The organism is Pseudomonas sp. 9.1(2019), from assembly GCF_009910445.1.
GTDB lineage: Bacteria > Pseudomonadota > Gammaproteobacteria > Pseudomonadales > Pseudomonadaceae > Aquipseudomonas > Aquipseudomonas paraversuta.
The window spans coordinates 31,433-47,966 of record NZ_VBWF01000008.1; the positions used below are offsets into that span (position 1 = coordinate 31,433).

The following is a 16,534-nucleotide window of genomic DNA, read 5'->3' on the forward strand; positions in this document are numbered from 1 at the left end:
GCATCGGCTAGGGGTTTTGCCCGGGCCCGGTGCCCGGCACAGGCAGCGCAGGGTCGCTGATGCTCGCGGTTGATGCCTTGGCGCGGCCCGGTTCCCACGGGGAATCTGCCCTGCTGCAGTCTTGTCTCGGGTCGGGCTTATAACGGTAACTGTTGAGCCCCCCGGCCAGTTTGTCCGGGTCGGGGGTCAGGTAGCGCCCCGTATGGGGGTTGTAGTAGCGATGGCGGTGGTAATGCAGGCCGCTTTCCTCGTCGTGATACTGGCCCTGAACACGCAGGGGATTGCTGATGTCGGCGATGTCGAGTTGCTGCACCTTGCCGTAGGCACGGTAGTGCGCCGACCAGACGATATCAGCCTTGCGGCCGGTGAGCTCCATGGGCATACCCAGCGGGTCGAGCTGGTAGTAAAAAATTTCGCCGCGGGGGCCTTTGCCCTGGAGCATGGCCAGCGGTTTGCCGGTGCCTGGCTCGTAGAGGTAGCTGCGGTAGCGGGAGCTTTCTGCGGTGTCTGAGACCCGGGTGCATTCGGCGATCAGGCGCTGCCCTTGCCAGATAAATTCTGTGCTCTGGTGCTTGAGCTGCTTGGCGATGCGGCGGCCGAAGGGATCATAACGGTAGTTGATTTCATTGCCGTCAGGCAGGGTGAGGGCGCTCAGGCGGTGCTGGCAGTCGTAGCGGTATTGGCGCACCAGGCGCTGGCCCGCGCCGCGTCGTTCCTGGATCAGGTTGCCGTAGGCGTCGTACACGAAATGGCAGTCGCCCTGTATCAGGAGGCGGTTTGCCTTGACGTTGGCCAGGCTGCTGCGCCCTCTGCCACTGGCGCTCTGGCGTAGCAGGTTACCCGCCGGGTCGTGATCGAAATACTCTTCAGCATGACCCCTTATTGCGATCAGCCGGTTCAGCGGGTCGTAGGCAAAACTGTGCTGGCCTTTGCGGCTGTCGCTGAGCAGCCGCAGATTGCCGCCGGGGTCGTACTGGTAAGTGCGCCGGTAAAGCGCCAGGGCGGCGAAGCCATGGTGGTGGCTGATCGGGGTGACGACATGCTCTTGCATTCGTCCTTGTCGGTCGTATTGGTAGTGGCTGAGCAAGTCGCCCTGCTGACGGTCAGTTTCGCGGCCGTCGTCGAAGCAGTGGCTGGTAAGGCATTCACCGTTGAGGTCGATGGCTGTCAGGCCGGCCCCTTGCCGATAGTAGTAGGTCAGCCGGTTGCCGTCCGGTAGCTGGCAGGCCCTGAGCCGGCCCTGAGCGTCATATTGATAGCGCAGGGTGACCTGGCCCTGATGTTCGGTGATCAGGCGGTCCTGCAGGTCGTACTGGAAAATCAGTGGCCGGTCGCCGTCATGGACCCGGGTGAGGCGGCCCAGGCTGTCGTAGCTGTAGCGGATCTGGCTGCCGTCGGGCAGGGTTTTCAGAAGCAGGCGCCCGGCGCTGTCACGCTGATAAGCAGTGATCAGCCGTGGCTGGTCAGGGTAATCGGGTGTCGGGTACTGGGTTTTTTCCAGCAACTGGCCGTTGAGATCGTATTTATAGCCAGTCGTACCACCGTCAAAGCCGATTTCCAGACGGAGCAGGCCGTTGGGGTAATAGTCGAGCTGGTAGTGTTCGTTGCGCTGGTTTTCGATGCCGGTGAGCAACAGGCGGCCATTGTCATAGCGGTAATTGACCTGGCTGGCGTCGGGGTTGATACGGCGGCGGGGCAGGGGCAGGTTGTCGAGGTATTCGTAGCGGGTAATGTGCCCTCGCTCGTCGCGCACGGCGGTCACTTTGCCGTAGGCGTTATAGCTCCAGGCGCGGGTTTTGCCGTCGGGCTGGATGATCTGACTCATGCGCCCCACGGCGTCCCAGTGGTAGCGGGTGATGACGCCGCGAGCATTCTGGCGGGCTGTTTTTCGACCCCGCAGATCATAGCTGTAACGCTGTTGCGAGCCATCGGGCAGGGAGTGCTCCAGCAACTGGCCGAGGGCGTTCCAGATGAGCCGGTGAGCGCTGCCGTCCGCTTGCACAATGCTGCTGATTTGCCCCTTGGCGGTGTAGCTGCAGGTGGTGACGCAGCCGTCGGGGTCGGTTTGGCGGGTGATATCACCCTGGGCGTTGCGCTCGTATCTCCAGCTGGCCGGTCCCTGCCGGACTGAGTGCAGGTAGCCGTTGCAGTAACTGTAAAACGTAGGTTCGTCGTGGGGCGGGATCAGTGCCGAGAGCTGCCCGGCCGGGTTGTAGCGGTATTGGATGACGGCGCCCAGAGGGTCAATTTCGGCAATCAAACGGCCTTGCTCATCGTAGGATTTCTGATGTTGGGCACCGTCCGGGCCGGTTTGACTGACGAGGCGTCCGTTGTTGTCGTACACCCAGGTTTGTTGGCTGCCGTCCTGGCTTTTGGCCGTGACAGCGCCCTGGCCATCCCGTTCGTAGTGGATCTGCATATGCCCGAAATTGGTGCTGTGGCGGATGCAGCGCGAGTGTTTGCCACAGTGTTGCCACTCCCAGAACAACGCTGCGCCGCCGGCCAGTTGCCGCTCCTGGATCACGTGCCGGGCGTCGTAGCGATAGTGCTCGGTTTCTTGCAGGGCATTACTGGCGCTGATCAGTTGACCGCTGTCGTTGTACTGATAAGTCATGAGGGTGAACAGGGTGCTCCAGCGCTCGGGGCGGCAGCCGGCATTGTGTCCGGTCAGGGTGTCGCCGGGTTCACCACTGTCATCATATTGCTGATAGTCCACCGCGCAGAGCCGGCCATGTGCATGGCGCAGCAACAAGGCGCGTCCTGCGCCGTTGTCGATGCGCCGAAGGTTTGCGGTGTGCCAGGTAATGCTCAGACGATTGCCGTAGGCATCGCTGATGCCTGACAGTTCGAGGTCTTGAAAGTGATAGAAATGCCGGGGTCTGGCGGCCGGGGCGAGGATCAGTTCGCCGTCGCTGTCGCCGCGGTAAATGGCCGGGCCGGTCACACAGGCGCTGATGTCCGGGCGTTGCCCGACAGGCCGGGGAAAACGCGTCTCACGGTTTTCAGGATCGGTCCATAGCAGGCTTTGCCCGTCGCAGTGCAGGCGATGGCACAGGGCGTGGGTCCAGCCAAATCCCAGTTCACTGGCGGTTTCCACGACGCCACTGCAATACCGGCGTGTCCACTCAAAGGCCAGCGGGCCGTCGAGCACACCATCGCTGAGCCGCAGCAGAACTTCGCCGGTAGCCATCGATACCGAGGGCCAACCGGCCGGCTCCCGGTCGAACGCGCAGGGCGCACTGTTGAAAGGAGGGGCTTGAAGATCATCGCCGATGCCTGCGGATAACAGGTTGAAGCGATGTCGGGGCAGTGAACGTGACATCCGCGTTTCCTTGCGCTGCGGTCGTTCTGACGCAATTGAACGTCAGGGATTTTTGGTCACGCAAGTGTGCAAGGCGGTGTTCAAGTTAGCTGTAGTGCGTGTCTCTGAGATTTTAGGAATTGCGTGAAGCTTGTGTAGGCAATTGGATTTTTACCTATGGGATGTTCAGGTCCACCCCAGAGTCAGCGCAGCCAGTGCCAGATAACGTGCGCCTTTGGCCAATGTGACAATCAGCACAAAGCGCCACAGCGGTTCGCCCATCACGCCGGCGATCATGGTCAGTGGATCGCCGATGATCGGCACCCAGCTCAGCAGCAATGACCAGCGGCCGTAGCGCAGATAGAACTGCCGGGCCTTGTCGAGCTTTTGCTCACTGACCGGGAACCAGGGTTTATGCCGCAAGCGCTCGACCGAACGCCCCAGCAGCCAGTTCAGGACCGAGCCCAGTACATTGCCCAAAGTAGCAACGAGCAGCAGGGTGCTTGCCAGGTATTTTCCGGAAAGCAGCATGGCCACCAGTACGGCTTCAGATTGCATCGGCAGCAATGACGCGGCACCGAAGGCGGCCAGAAACAGCCCGAGATAGCTGGTGATTTCAAACACTGTGGGGTCCACGGGTGAGGGGAGCTGCACGCACTTATTGCAGCAATCCTTGCGAGGCTGCTGCGCCGGTTGGCTTTTTAACATCATCCTTGGGAGGGATGCCGGAGTTTGTTGCGGGATGGCAATATTTTGCAGCACATCGAGGCGGTTTATGCCGCTGTTTCAGGAGGGGCTTACCTGCTGCTGTCCACCTGAGTCGCCATGCTGGCACGAGTTTGAGCAAAGGCGTGATCCACCGTTTCGGGCAGAGCCAGAGCATGCCCACCCTGAAGGTGCAGCACCGCGAGCCGCGCTTTTTGCTTGCCGACAGAATTACCGTCAACCAGGAAAATATCGAATGGCAACTGCCGGGCTAACGCATAAGAGCCACCAGGGCCTGCTGCGCAGCCCATCGCAGCCTCGTCCCTGGTCAGCGACTACATCCCTTCCATAGGCAACAGGCAGGGAGCGCTGATCCGGCAGCGGGTATGACCAACTACAGGTCGGATTCACACAAAAAAGTCAGCTTTTTATCTGTTCGAATGATCCTCAACGACCCGCCTGCCGGCGGCTTCCGAAGATCGATCACAGAACAGGGTAACTGACATGCAAATGCCGAAAACCATCGAGATCAAGAACGGTGAGAAAGTCACTCCAACCTTCTCGGCCCGGGAATATGCCAATCGCCAGTCCAGGCTGCGCGCCTACATGGCACAGAACAATATTGATGCGGCGGTGTTTACCTCTTATCACAACATCAACTATTACAGTGATTTCCTGTACTGCTCGTTCGGCAGGCATTACGCGCTGGTCGTGACCCAGGACAGTGCAGTTACCATCAGTGCCAATATCGACGGTGGCCAGCCATGGCGCCGGACCATGGGTACCGACAATATTGTGTATACCGACTGGCAGCGCGATAACTACTTTGTTGCGATCCAGCAGGCGCTACCAAAAGCAGGGCGCATCGGCATCGAGTTCGACCATCTGAACCTGCTCAACCGCGACAAGCTCGCCAGCCGTTACCCCCAGGCCGAACTGGTGGATATTGCCGCGCCGTGCATGCGTATGCGCATGATCAAGTCAGCAGAGGAACACGCGATTATTCGTCATGGTGCGCGAATTGCAGACATCGGCGGCGCTGCTGTCATTGAAGCCTTGGGCGACCAGGTGCCGGAATACGAAGTGGCCCTGCATGCAACCCGGGCGATGGTGCGCGAAATTGCCCGCACCTTCCCGGACTCCGAGCTGATGGACACCTGGACCTGGTTCCAGTCGGGGATCAATACCGACGGCGCACACAACCCGGTGACCACGCGCAAAGTGAACAAGGGCGACATTCTGAGCCTCAATTGCTTCCCGATGATTGCCGGTTATTACACGGCGCTTGAACGTACGCTGTTTCTGGATCACTGCTCCGACGAGCACCTGCGCTTGTGGGAGGTCAACGTCAAGGTGCACGAGGCCGGGTTAAAGCTGATCAAGCCGGGCATGCGCTGCTCCGAGATTGCCCTGCAACTCAACGAGATTTTCCTGGAGCACGACTTGCTGCAGTACCGGACCTTTGGTTATGGCCATTCATTTGGCACCTTGAGTCACTACTATGGCCGCGAAGCCGGGCTGGAGTTGCGTGAAGACATCGACACCGTGCTGGAACCGGGCATGGTGATTTCCATCGAACCGATGATCATGATCCCCCAGGGCCGGCCGGGGGCGGGTGGATATCGTGAGCACGATATCTTGATCGTCAATGAACACGGCGGGGAAAACATCACCCGTTTCCCCTATGGCCCGGAGCACAACATCATCAAGAAATAGCCGCTCGCAGCCTTCGCCAGCGACTACAGATTGCCCCACGTGTAGTCGCTGACTCCTTTGCTACGAACCCACGCATGCGTACCCAGACACGCAGCGTTTTCTGACCCATTACCCCTGCCAAGAACAACACAATGAGGGTATTTGTCATGTCCCATGTCCCGGCTTTGCTGTCTGTTTTTCATCCCTGCACCTGTGCCTTCGGAGGTGTCCTGTGAGTACTCCGAGCGCAACTCTTACCCTGACGGCAGCACAACACACTGAGCGTCTGAGCGAGCGCAAGGCCCTGCGCCGCGCCGCCGTAGCCAGCTTCATGGGCAACTTTGTGGAGTGGTTTGACTACGCCGCCTATGGCTATCTGGCGACCGTGATCGCGCTGACGTTCTTCCCCCAGACCGATTCGGCAACCGGCCTGCTGGCAACTTTCGCGGTGTTCGCCCTGTCGTTTCTGGTGCGGCCGGTCGGTGGCCTGGTCTGGGGGCATTTCGGCGACAAATACGGGCGTCGCAGCGCTTTGTCGTGGTCGATCCTGATCATGACCGTCTCGACCTTTTGCATCGGCCTGCTGCCGGGCTACAACCATATCGGTCTGTGGGCCCCGGCGTTGTTGCTGTTGATTCGTCTGGTCCAGGGTTTTTCGGCCTCCGGTGAATATGCCGGGGCTTCGGCGTTTCTGGCGGAATATGCCCCCGACGGCAAGCGCGGGTTTTATACCAGCATCGTACCGGCGAGCACGGCTGCCGGGTTGCTGTTTGGCGCAGTGTTCGTTGCCGCCATGCACAGCCTGATGAGCGTCGAGAACCTGCATGACTGGGGCTGGCGCCTGCCGTTTTTACTGGCGGCACCCTTTGGTCTGGTGGGGCGCTATATCCGCATGAGCTTGCAGGATTCGCCCAAATTCCTGGAGATGGAACAACGCCTGGAGGCCAAGGAGTGCGCGACCCATGCACCGATTCGTGAATTGCTGACGGTGCACCGCCGGGCAGTGATGATCGGAATCGGCGTGACCTGTCTCAATGCCGTGGCCTTTTATCTGTTGCTCAGTTACATGCCCACCTACTTGTCGACGGAAATGGGCATGGATGAGAGCGATTCATTTATCGCGTCCACTGTGTCACTGGCGACCTATATCGGTCTGATTTTTTTGATGGGCAAGCTGTCTGACCGCTTTGGCCGCAAGACCATGCTGGTGAGCGCATCGGTGCTGTTTTTGCTGCTGACCTTTCCGCTGTTCGGCATGCTCGGTAACCCGTCGCTGGTGGTAATTCTGATGATCCAGATTGCCTTTGGCGCCATCCTGGCAATGAACGACGGTACCTTGCCGTGCTTCCTGGCCGAGATCTTCCCGACCCGGGTAAGGTTCAGCGGTTTTGCTTTCAGTTTTAACCTGGCCAATGCCTTGTTCGGCGGTACTGCCCCGTTCATTGCCACCTGGCTGATTCAGCTGACCGGCAACAAGATGGCACCGGCCTGGTACTTGCTGGCGGCGGCCGGGGTGGCGCTGGTGGCGATGCTGGCCAGCCGGGAGACTGCGCACAAGGCGCTGCCGGACTGACATCTGCGCGCTGTAACAGCGAGCTTGCGGCCATGGCCCGCAAGCTCGTTTTCGTTTTAATGCACCGCCACCTGCTTGCGTTCGCCAATGGGTGATACCCCGAACAGGCGGCTGTAGCACTTGGAAAAATGCGCCGCCGAGACAAAGCCGCAAGCCAGGGCAATATCCCTGACCTGGGATTCACTGCGCAGCAACAGGCTGCGGGCGCGGGCCAGACGCAGTTCGAGGTAGTACTGGCTCGGGGTGCGCTGCAGATGCTTGTGAAACAGGCGCTCCAGCTGGCGCACCGAGACTTCGTTCAAGCGCGCCAGGTCTTCAAGGCTCACCGGCTCTTCGAGATTGGCTTCCATGATGGCCACCACCTGGCTGAGCTTGGGCTGCGAGGTGCCGAGCTTTTGCCGCAGCGGTACACGCTGCTGCTCCTGGGCTCCGCGGGCGCGATCACACAGCAGCAGTTCGGCGGCATGGGCCGCAATCTCCCGGCCACCCGGTTCGCGGGCAATCAGCTGCAGGGTCATGTCCATGGACGCCACGCCGCCGGAGCAGGTGTAGCGATCACGATCCAGTTCGAACAGCTGGTTGGAAATGATGATCCCCGGAAAGTGGTCCTTGAGGGTTTCGATGTCTTCCCAGTGGATGGTGCAGCGATACCCCTTGAGCAGACCCGCACGGGCCAGCCAGTAACTGCCGGTGCAAATGCCCCCCAGTGCCACCTGTTCATGGGCCAGTTTGCGCAGCCAGTTGAGTACGGGCCGGCTGCTGAGGTGGGAGACGATGGGGTTGGAGCCCACCACCAGCAGAATATCCAGCTTTGGTGCATCGCCAACGGCATGGTCGGGGAGGATGCGCATACCGTTGCTGGCAATGACCGGGTCCATGTTGGGGGCAATGATCACGCTGCGAAACAGCTCGCGCCGGGCTGCCATATTGGCCATGCGCAGGGTCTCGATGGCCGAGGCAAAACCGATGGTGGTGAAGTTTGGTATCACCAAAAAGCCCACGGTTTTCACTGTGGGCTGATTGCTCGGTGACGCTGTTACTGGTGTTGCCATCTTCAGATTCCTCCTTATGATCCGGGACGTGTCTAGCTCAGGGCAAGCGCATTGAGCCCCTGCAATGACCCGTACTCTTGGAGGCTAAGGAAGCATTTGTTATGCCAGTGAGTCACTGCTTGCTATTGAGGCAGATATTTATCGCTGACATAGCCTGAATAGTCCGGCAGAACGCTTTCAATCTTGCCTTGCTCCTTGAGGAACAGGGCCGTCCGGGCGATGTCTTTGGCGGTGCCGCCGCCCAGCAGTTGCGGGGATTTCTGCTCGGCAGTCGAAGGGAAGTGCGCGCCCTGCAGCAGTTGCGGAATATCGGCTGCATTGGCCCCGGTGAGTTTGGCAATTTTCTGCACCTGCTGCGAATCTGCCGTCCAGGCGGCCTGATGGGCATTGTAATCGGCAATGGCATCCAGGCTGACTTTGGCGAATTCAGCGACGATTTCCGGGTGTTTTTCGGCAAAGTCCTTGCGTGCTACCCATACTTCAAAGGTTGGCGCGCCCCATTCGCTGACCTGGCCCGCGTCGGTCAGTATGGTTCCGGTTTTGCGGACTTCCCCCAGTGCAGGTGACCAGGTGAAGGCGCCGTCGATATCGCCACGTTTCCAGGCTGCGGTAATTTGTGCCGGACTGAGGTTGACCACTTTCACCTGTTGCGGCGTGAGCCCCCAGTGTTTCAGCGCCCCCAGCAGGCTGTAGTGGGAGGTGGAGACAAAGGGGGTGGCAATGGTTTTGCCGATCAGGTCCCTGGGCTCCTTGATCCCGCTGCCATCACGTACCACCAGGGCTTCTGAGCCTTTGATCCGGGCGGTGACGATAAAGGTCACCAGCGGTACGTTGCGCGAGGCGGCGGCTGCCAGCGGGCTTGAGCCCAGATTACCGATCTGCAGGTCGCCCGAGGCCAGCGCGGCGACCACCGAAGGGCCCGAGTCGAAGCGTCGCCAGTCGATTTTCTGGCCAATGGCTTTGTCGTAGCTGCCTTCCGCCTGGGCCAGTTTGGTCGGATCGATACCGGTGATGTAGCCGATGGTCAGGTCGGCGGCCTGGGCGCCAAGGCTCAGGCCTGCCAGTGAAAGGGCAACGAGAAAGGTGCGCAGGGACATGGACCGGACCTTGTTGTAATGGACTGAAAGAGAGGTTCAAGCAAAGGGCCGGTGGTCCGGTGGGCTGAATCTAAGTGCTTTAAATAAAAGGGGAAAATACCGTTTTGGAACTAGCTTAGAGCGTTGCTGCAAGGGGCAACGTGGCCCATGCCTGACCCGGGTCAAGCACTGTCTGTTTAAAACCGGCTACAACAGATTGTGAGGAGTCAATAACAAAAACAGCATGGCCGAGGGGATCACCCCAGGCCGTTGCTTTAAAGGAATAGCCCATGCTTTTTACCCTTCCACGTCTGGTGCTCGCAGGCCTGACGCTGTTTTGCACGGTTCAGGCCCAGGCCAGCGAGTCGATAACGGCAGCTGACGCCGATCCGTTGCATCAGAATGCCTTGATCGAACGCGGCCTGTATGTGGCCCGGCTCGGCGACTGCATTGCCTGTCATACCGCCAAAGGCGGGGCGGTGATGGCGGGCGGGCTGGAACTGAAAACACCCATGGGTACGATTTACTCCAGCAACATCACCCCTGAGCGCGATACCGGGATTGGTCAGTACAGCCTGGATGAGTTTGACCTGGTGATGCGTAAAGGCATTACGCGTACCGGCCAGAATCTATACCCGGCCATGCCGTATCCGTCCTACGCGAAGATGAGTGAAGAGGACATGCGCGCCCTGTACGTTTATCTGATGCAGGGTGTGACTCCAGTCAGGCAGGCAAACCTGGAAGCCGACATGGGATTTCCGTTCAACCAGCGCTGGGGGCTGGCGCTGTGGAATCTGCTGTTTGTCGATGACCAGCGGTTCGTTCCCGAGCCGGGCCGCAGCGAGCAGCTGAACCGCGGTGCTTATCTGGTACAGGGCCTGGGGCATTGCGGGTCGTGTCACACACCCCGCGGGATAGCCTTTCAGGAAAAGGCCATGAGCGATGCGGGCAGTAGCGGTAAATACTATCTGGCCGGGGAAACCGTGGAAGACTGGCGGGCAATTGGCCTGCGCAACCTGTGGACCGTCGAAGACACGGTGCAGTTGCTTAAAACCGGGCAAAACCGCTTTGCCACGGTCTCGGGCAACATGGCCGAAGTGATTCATCACAGTACCCAGCATTTCACCGATGGGGACCTGACGGCGATCGCCAGCTATCTGAAGTCGTTGCCGGCGGGCAAGGACGACTTGCCAATGCCGATGGTTGCCAGTGAGCCAGCCATTGCCCCGGACTCCCTGTTCAGCAGTCGTGGCGGTCTGGGCTACACCCAGTTCTGTGCCGATTGCCATCGCCCGGACGGTGGCGGAGTCAAAGGTATGTTCCCGCCATTGAATGGCAACCCGGGCATCATTGCTGCCAACCCGGCCTCTTTGCTGCATATCACCCTTACGGGCTGGGCAACCCCGCAGACCGAGGCTCATCCGCGGGTCTACAGAATGCCCGGCTTTGCCCGGTTGAGTGACGGGGAAATTGCCGAGATCCTCAGTTTTGTCCGTAGCAGCTGGGGCAACCAGGCGTCAGCGATCAGCCCTGCGCAAGTGGCGGCAATGCGTAAACAGCTCAACCCGCAAACCATCGACGCTACGGCGTTTGAGACGCCGCGCCTGGCCGGTCTGTTGTCCGCAGCCAATGCTGACCAGGTGCTGCGCGGCATGCGGTTGCACCTGCAAACCAAGGCTTTGCTGCCGGACAACGTCGGGAATGCGCTTAATTGCACCAGTTGCCACCTGAACGCGGGCACCGTGGCCGACGGTTCGCCGTTTGTGGGGGTGTCGGCGTTTTTCCCTGGCTATGCACCCCGGGCGGGCAAGGAAGTGACGCTGGAGGAACGGATCAACGGCTGTTTCCGGCGCTCGATGAATGGCCAGCCGTTGCCTGTGGCATCAGCTGACATGCAGGCGATGGTGGCGTATTTCGACTGGATGAAAATGAACACGGCCCCGGGCGATAAAGTGGCGGGTCGTGGTGTGGGCAAGGTGGACCCGGGCATCAAGCCCGATTCACAGAACGGCAAGGTGGTGTATGTGCAGCAATGTGCGGTGTGCCACGGTGATAACGGGCAAGGCTTGAAGCATGCCGATGGCAGCTTTGTGTTCCCGCCGTTGTGGGGCGATGAGTCGTTCAATATCGGGGCGGGCATGGCACGCACCTATACCGCGGCGGCATTCGTCAAACGCAATATGCCGATTGGCTTTCACCAGAAATTCCCGTTGGGGCAGGGCGGGTTGTCGGATCAGGATGCAGTGGACGTGGCCGAGTACTTCTCGCACCAGCCTCGTCCGGACTTTGCCGACAAGGCCGGGGACTGGCCAAAGGGCGGCAAACCGGCGGACGCCCGCTACTGAAGCCAATGATTATCTGCAGGAGCAAGCTGTTTAAAAGCTCGCTCCTGCAGATGAATCAATTACACATGCGGGTTTGGATGGGCCTTGACCTGCGGGCTGGCATACTGGGGTTTCAGCACGCCCTGATTATCAAGCAACCAGGCGTCCATCACCTTGCGCACCACCGGCCCTGCCACGCGGCCGCCGGCTTCGCCGTTTTCGATCATTACCGAGATGACGATCTGCGGGTCTTCGGCCGGGGCGAATCCGACAAACAAGGCGTTGTCGCGGTTGCGCTCGGCTGTCTTCAAGCGGTTGTAGCGCTCGCCCTGCTTGATCGCCACCACCTGTGCAGTACCGCTTTTGCCGGCAATCCGATACTGCGCACCCTGGGCAGCTGCCCGGGCAATGCCGCGCGGGTCGTGCATGACCAGCTGCATCGCATGGTTGACCTGCTCCCAGTCCCTGGGGTCGCGCAGCACGATATTGGCGATCGGGTTGTCGTCAGCCGGCGGCGTGCCGTCGATGGTTTTGGCCAGGTGCGGACGGTTCCACACGCCCTTGTTGGCAATCAGTGCAGTGGCTTGCGCCAGTTGCAACGGCGTGACCTGCATGTAGCCCTGGCCAATCCCCAAAATCACCGTTTCGCCGGGGAACCATGCCTGGCGACGGGTGCTGCGCTTCCATTCGCGGGAGGGCATCAGGCCCGAGGACTCTTCAAACATGTCCAGCGAGACCTTCTGTCCCAGCCCGAACATCGCCATGTAGTCGTGCATGCGGTCGATGCCCAGCTTGGATGCCAGGTCATAAAAATAGGTGTCGTTGGAGCGCATGATTGCCGCGTTCAAGTCCACCCAGCCATCACCGCTGTGGTTCCAGTTGCGGTACTTGTGGTCGACGTTGGGCAACTGGAAATAGCCGGGGTCGAACACCCGGGTCGAGGCCGAGATGACGCCGCTGTCGAGCCCGGCAATCGCCACTTCAGGCTTGATGGTCGAGCCCGGCGCATACAGGCCACGCAAGGCCCGGTTGAACAGCGGCTTGTCGATGGAATCGCGCAGGGCCGAGTAGTCTCTGGAGCTGATACCGGTCACGAACAGGTTCGGATCGAAGCTGGGTTTGCTGACCATCGCCAGCACTTCGCCGGTTTTCGGGTCCAGGGCAATGATTGAGCCACGACGGTCACCCAGGGCTTCTTCAGCGGCTTCCTGGAGTTTGATATCGAGGCTCAACACGATGTTTTTGCCTGCCACCGCGTCGGTGTGGCGCAGCACCCGCATCACCCGGCCCTGGGCGTTGGTCTCGACCTCTTCAAAGCCGACCTTGCCGTGCAGTTCGGGCTCGTAGAAGCGTTCGATACCGGTTTTACCGATCGATTGCGTGCCCCGGTACTGAGTGGGGTCCAGCTGTTTGGCTTCTTTCTCGTTGATGCGGCCAACGTATCCCACCGAGTGGGCGAAATGATCGCCCTGGGGATAGTGGCGTACAAACTGGGCTTCTACATCGATTCCCGGCAGGCGGAACTGATTGACCGCCAGCAGCGCGATCTGCTCTTCGCTCAGCTCATACAGCAGGGTCGAGGGGTCAAACGGGTGGCGGGCCTGCTTCATTGATTTGGCGAAGACGGCGCGGTCTTCTTCCGGCAAGTGCAGGATGCTCATGACCGAGTCCAGCACTTTGGCGGTATCGCCGGCACGTTCGCGGGTGATGGTCATGTTGAAGCTGGGCTGGTTGTCGGCCAGCAGCACGCCGTTGCGGTCGTAAATGAAGCCGCGTTCCGGCGGGATCGGCAACACATGCACCCGGTTGTTCTCCGACACCGTCGAGTTGTAGTCAAATTCGGTGACTTGCAAAAAGTACATTCGGCCGATCAGGGTGCAACTGACCGTCAGCACCAGCAGGGCGCAGGCAATCAGGCGTTTATTGACCAGACGCTTCTCGGTTTCGTGATCTTTAAGAGGGATCGGCTCGGGCATTTCTGGGGCGTCTCACGTCAGTAAACACAAAGCAGCGGCCAGCAGGTCGTTAGCTGGCTACGAAAGTCGGCGCACACCTTACCAAGAAGCCGGTGATCGAGTCGGTTTATTGGTCGACTGGCGTGTGAAAACCGACAGGCTGCGCCTGTTGTCGGGTGCGCTAAACTGGCTTCCTTTTAAATGGAAGCCGCCATGATGTTGCCCTTGATTGACTGGCATCCCCGAGCCACGTTGCAGCCGCTGCACTTTGCCTGGCTGCAGCGGGCCGGGGTTGAAGTGGCGGTGCTGCGCCTGGACCGGATTGACCCGCTGATCAGCGGCAACAAGTGGTTCAAGCTCACAGGGTATTTGCAGGCGGCGCACGCTGCCGGGGCCCATGGACTGATCAGTCTGGGCGGCGCCCACTCCAACCATTTGCATGCCCTGGCGGCGGCCGGCAAGCGCTTTGGCTTTGCGACAGTGGGCCTGCTGCGCGGGCACCCACAGCAAACCCCGACCACCCTCGATCTGGAGCGGTTCGGCATGCAGTTGCACTGGCTGGGTTTTGCCGGGTATCGGGCGCGCCATGCTCCGGGTTTCTGGGAGCCCTGGCAGGAGCGCTATCCACTGTTGCATAACGTACCTGAAGGCGGCGGCGGGCTGGTGGGCGCTGCAGGTTGCATGCCGCTGGTGGTTCAGGTACGTGAGCAGTTGAGCACCCTGGGCTGGGACGATTACCACGGCTGGTGGCTGGCAGCCGGCACCGGGACTACGCTGGCCGGGCTGATACTGGGCGAAGACCCGCAGCAAAGGGTTTATGGCGCGCTGGCGGTGCCGGATGACCATGGCGTGGCGGCCCAGGTGGAGCGGATTTTGCTGGAGGCAGGGTGGGGGCCGGGCAATCATGAACTGATTGATGCCAGTCGCGGTGGTTTTGCCAAAGTCGACGGGGCGTTGCTGGACTTTATTCGCGACAGTGAAGCGGCCAGCGACTTGCCGCTGGAACCCTTGTACACCGGCAAGGCGTTAATGGCGCTCAAACAGGCGGTCGAGGCGGGGCGGTTTACCGCCGGTCAGCGCCTGGTGTTTGTGCACACCGGCGGTTTGCAGGGCCGCCGGGGGTTTGAGGCCCTGCTGTAGGAGCGAGCTTGTCTCGCGAGCTCTTCGTCATTAATAGATCGCGAGAATAGATCGCGAGGCAAGCTCGCTCCTACATTTCACATTTCACCGCTGGTTTATCGGCGGCGGGGCAGCATGCGCAACAGGGTGTTGTCCTTGATCAGGTAGTGATGCGCCAGGCCCGCCACGGCGTGCAAACCTATCAGCCAGTAACCGATGGTGCCCCCCAGTTCGTGCCAGCCTTTGATCTGCTTGGCGAAGTCCACGTCCTTGGCGGTGAGCGGCGGCAGGTCGAAACCATAGAAAAACACCGATTTGTCATTGTTGCTGAGGATCAGGTAGCCCAGCACCGGCATGGCGATCATGAACAGGTACAGCGCCCAGTGCATCAAGGTGGCGAGGGCTGTTTGCCAGGCCGGCGGGGTCGGGGTGATTTTTGGTGCCGCGCCCAGGGTTCGCGCCAGCAACCGCAGCCAGACCAGCACAAACACCGTCAGGCCGAGCATGAAGTGCGCGTCTTTCATCAGATTGCGCCCATCGCTGTCCTTCGGGAATATCCCGCGAAACTCGATGGCCGCATAAATCAGTACAAACAACAGCACCATGAGCCAGTGCAGGGCGATGGACATTCGACTGTATTGATCGGCGGTGCTTTTCCAGGACATGCTGTTTCCTCTCGATTCAGGTCTAAAACCTCCGCTCTTGTTCGACGGAGTAGCTTCACTTTAAACGGGTTGTGTCAGGTTGCACCTGAGATGTGTCAGTTTTCAGGGGTTCCGGGCAAATTTGGCCATAGATCGGCCACCAGAAACAGCCGCTCAGCTTCTTCCCAGTCACCTTGGGGGCTTTCTGTGAGGCGTACCAGCAGCTGGGCCGGGGCTTGGGGGTGCAGTTCGTCGAGCCAGACCTGCAGCTGTTGCCCGCTCCAGATGCCCTCCGGGCCATAGTGCGCCGGGGCGAGCCAGGCATGCCGGGGCAAGGGCTGCCAGCAACCGGCTGCGCTTTGCCCGATAAACGCAGGCCAGTCACTTTGATGCAGCCACCTGCCACGCAAGTGCTGCGGGTTGGCGCCCAGTGGCGGCCGAGACTGGCCCGGCCACGGGTACAGCAGGTAGCCCCCCAGCCACATGTGGGCGCTGAAGGTCTGTATATCCAGCCCGGCGAGAATTTCGCGGCTTTCAGGGCGCTGTGACATGGGTAATTGATGCTGGCTGAAATGCCTGAGCTTGCGGTCCAGCCGGTCATTGCTGCCGGGGCCCAGCCACTGGGCAGGATCACTGCCATCACCTTGCTGTGGACCGAGGTAGAGCTTGATCGCCAGTTCCAGGTGATGTACGCCGTCGCGATCACGCAGCACCATGTCCAGCTCGCCCAGGGTATGCCCACCCAGGCGGATCGGCAGGTTGGCGGCGATCAGTTCGACTCCCGGCGCGTGCTGTACGGCAAACTGCCACAGCCGCTCATAATAACGGCCAAGTCGGCGGGTGGTGGCCAGTGCCAGCCATTGCTGCAAGGGCTCGCTGTTGCTGTCCAGAGCCCGCAGCCAGCGTTCCAGCTGCTCGGGGGCCTGGACCCAGTCGCTGCCGGCCAGGGGGTGGCGCTGTGGCCAGGGGGTCTGTTCAAGCATGGGCGGAGCGAGAATCACCCACGCCAGATCACGCACCTCGGGGTGACGCAATTGGCGGGGCAGGTTGAGCAAGTCGGGGAAGAGGATCATTGTGCGAGCATAGCTGT

12 protein-coding genes are annotated in these 16,534 nt (G+C 60.4%); 5 read left to right on the plus strand and 7 right to left on the minus strand.

The window, feature by feature from the left end:
* Nucleotides 1-7: 7 nt before the first annotated feature.
* Nucleotides 8-3,322 carry an RHS repeat-associated core domain-containing protein gene (locus FEZ21_RS12915; RefSeq protein WP_160627365.1) on the minus strand — a complete coding sequence of 1,105 codons (3,315 nt, stop codon included), beginning with the start codon at nucleotides 3,320-3,322 and terminating at the stop codon, nucleotides 8-10.
* A gap of 165 nt (nucleotides 3,323-3,487) precedes the next feature.
* Nucleotides 3,488-3,925: a YqaA family protein gene (locus FEZ21_RS12920; RefSeq protein ID WP_010657252.1), complete on the minus strand. Its 438-nt coding sequence runs from the start codon at nucleotides 3,923-3,925 to the stop codon at nucleotides 3,488-3,490.
* A 227-nt stretch (nucleotides 3,926-4,152) separates the two neighbouring features.
* Between FEZ21_RS12920 and FEZ21_RS22755 the strand changes: the two genes are divergently transcribed.
* The 3 genes from FEZ21_RS22755 to FEZ21_RS12930 all read left to right on the plus strand — a co-directional run bounded on the left by FEZ21_RS22755 (nucleotide 4,153) and on the right by FEZ21_RS12930 (nucleotide 7,274).
* The gene (locus tag FEZ21_RS22755) at nucleotides 4,153-4,281 is read left to right on the plus strand and encodes a hypothetical protein (RefSeq protein ID WP_274597067.1); all 129 of its coding nucleotides are present in this window, start codon (nucleotides 4,153-4,155) and stop codon (nucleotides 4,279-4,281) included.
* 229 nt (nucleotides 4,282-4,510) lie between these two features.
* Nucleotides 4,511-5,722 carry a M24 family metallopeptidase gene (locus FEZ21_RS12925; RefSeq protein ID WP_010657253.1) on the plus strand — a complete coding sequence of 404 codons (1,212 nt, stop codon included), beginning with the start codon at nucleotides 4,511-4,513 and terminating at the stop codon, nucleotides 5,720-5,722.
* Nucleotides 5,723-5,933: 211 nt separating this feature from the next.
* Nucleotides 5,934-7,274 carry an MFS transporter gene (locus FEZ21_RS12930; RefSeq protein ID WP_127196914.1) on the plus strand — a complete coding sequence of 447 codons (1,341 nt, stop codon included), beginning with the start codon at nucleotides 5,934-5,936 and terminating at the stop codon, nucleotides 7,272-7,274.
* 56 nt (nucleotides 7,275-7,330) lie between these two features.
* Here the strand turns inward: FEZ21_RS12930 and FEZ21_RS12935 are convergent, their stop codons facing one another.
* Nucleotides 7,331-8,326 (minus strand): GlxA family transcriptional regulator, encoded by a 996-nt coding sequence (locus FEZ21_RS12935; protein WP_003444796.1) that lies wholly within the window; start codon nucleotides 8,324-8,326, stop codon nucleotides 7,331-7,333.
* A gap of 122 nt (nucleotides 8,327-8,448) precedes the next feature.
* Nucleotides 8,449-9,423: a taurine ABC transporter substrate-binding protein gene (gene tauA / locus FEZ21_RS12940; RefSeq protein ID WP_160627367.1), complete on the minus strand. Its 975-nt coding sequence runs from the start codon at nucleotides 9,421-9,423 to the stop codon at nucleotides 8,449-8,451.
* 269 nt (nucleotides 9,424-9,692) lie between these two features.
* On the opposite strand from tauA, the gene FEZ21_RS12945 reads away from it, so the two are divergent.
* On the plus strand, nucleotides 9,693-11,747 hold the full coding sequence (locus FEZ21_RS12945) for a c-type cytochrome (RefSeq protein ID WP_003444794.1): 2,055 nt from the start codon (nucleotides 9,693-9,695) through the stop codon (nucleotides 11,745-11,747).
* A 59-nt stretch (nucleotides 11,748-11,806) separates the two neighbouring features.
* Here the strand turns inward: FEZ21_RS12945 and mrdA are convergent, their stop codons facing one another.
* A complete protein-coding gene (mrdA, locus tag FEZ21_RS12950; RefSeq protein ID WP_003444793.1) occupies nucleotides 11,807-13,702 on the minus strand; it encodes a penicillin-binding protein 2 in 1,896 nt (631 codons plus the stop codon).
* 192 nt (nucleotides 13,703-13,894) lie between these two features.
* Between mrdA and FEZ21_RS12955 the strand changes: the two genes are divergently transcribed.
* On the plus strand, nucleotides 13,895-14,821 hold the full coding sequence (locus tag FEZ21_RS12955) for a 1-aminocyclopropane-1-carboxylate deaminase/D-cysteine desulfhydrase (RefSeq protein ID WP_160627369.1): 927 nt from the start codon (nucleotides 13,895-13,897) through the stop codon (nucleotides 14,819-14,821).
* A 95-nt stretch (nucleotides 14,822-14,916) separates the two neighbouring features.
* Here FEZ21_RS12955 and FEZ21_RS12960 read toward each other — a convergent pair whose 3' ends face one another.
* Both FEZ21_RS12960 and FEZ21_RS12965 read right to left on the minus strand, forming a co-directional pair.
* The gene (locus FEZ21_RS12960; RefSeq protein WP_003444790.1) at nucleotides 14,917-15,465 is read right to left on the minus strand and encodes a cytochrome b; all 549 of its coding nucleotides are present in this window, start codon (nucleotides 15,463-15,465) and stop codon (nucleotides 14,917-14,919) included.
* 95 nt (nucleotides 15,466-15,560) lie between these two features.
* Nucleotides 15,561-16,517 (minus strand): DUF1853 family protein, encoded by a 957-nt coding sequence (locus tag FEZ21_RS12965; RefSeq protein WP_160627371.1) that lies wholly within the window; start codon nucleotides 16,515-16,517, stop codon nucleotides 15,561-15,563.
* Between the last annotated feature and the right edge of the window lie 17 nt (nucleotides 16,518-16,534).

Bases quoted from the DNA above. Each gene is read 5' to 3' on its own strand.
- FEZ21_RS12935 (WP_003444796.1), bottom strand. From the start codon at position 8,326: ATGGCAACACCAGTAACAGCGTCACCGAGCAATCAGCCCACAGTGAAA.
- FEZ21_RS12960 (WP_003444790.1), bottom strand. From the start codon at position 15,465: ATGTCCTGGAAAAGCACCGCCGATCAATACAGTCGAATGTCCATCGCC.
- FEZ21_RS12915 (WP_160627365.1), bottom strand. From the start codon at position 3,322: ATGTCACGTTCACTGCCCCGACATCGCTTCAACCTGTTATCCGCAGGC.
- FEZ21_RS12955 (WP_160627369.1), top strand. From the start codon at position 13,895: ATGATGTTGCCCTTGATTGACTGGCATCCCCGAGCCACGTTGCAGCCG.
- FEZ21_RS12965 (WP_160627371.1), bottom strand. From the start codon at position 16,517: ATGATCCTCTTCCCCGACTTGCTCAACCTGCCCCGCCAATTGCGTCAC.
- FEZ21_RS12925 (WP_010657253.1), top strand. From the start codon at position 4,511: ATGCAAATGCCGAAAACCATCGAGATCAAGAACGGTGAGAAAGTCACT.
- FEZ21_RS12945 (WP_003444794.1), top strand. From the start codon at position 9,693: ATGCTTTTTACCCTTCCACGTCTGGTGCTCGCAGGCCTGACGCTGTTT.
- tauA (WP_160627367.1), bottom strand. From the start codon at position 9,423: ATGTCCCTGCGCACCTTTCTCGTTGCCCTTTCACTGGCAGGCCTGAGC.
- mrdA (WP_003444793.1), bottom strand. From the start codon at position 13,702: ATGCCCGAGCCGATCCCTCTTAAAGATCACGAAACCGAGAAGCGTCTG.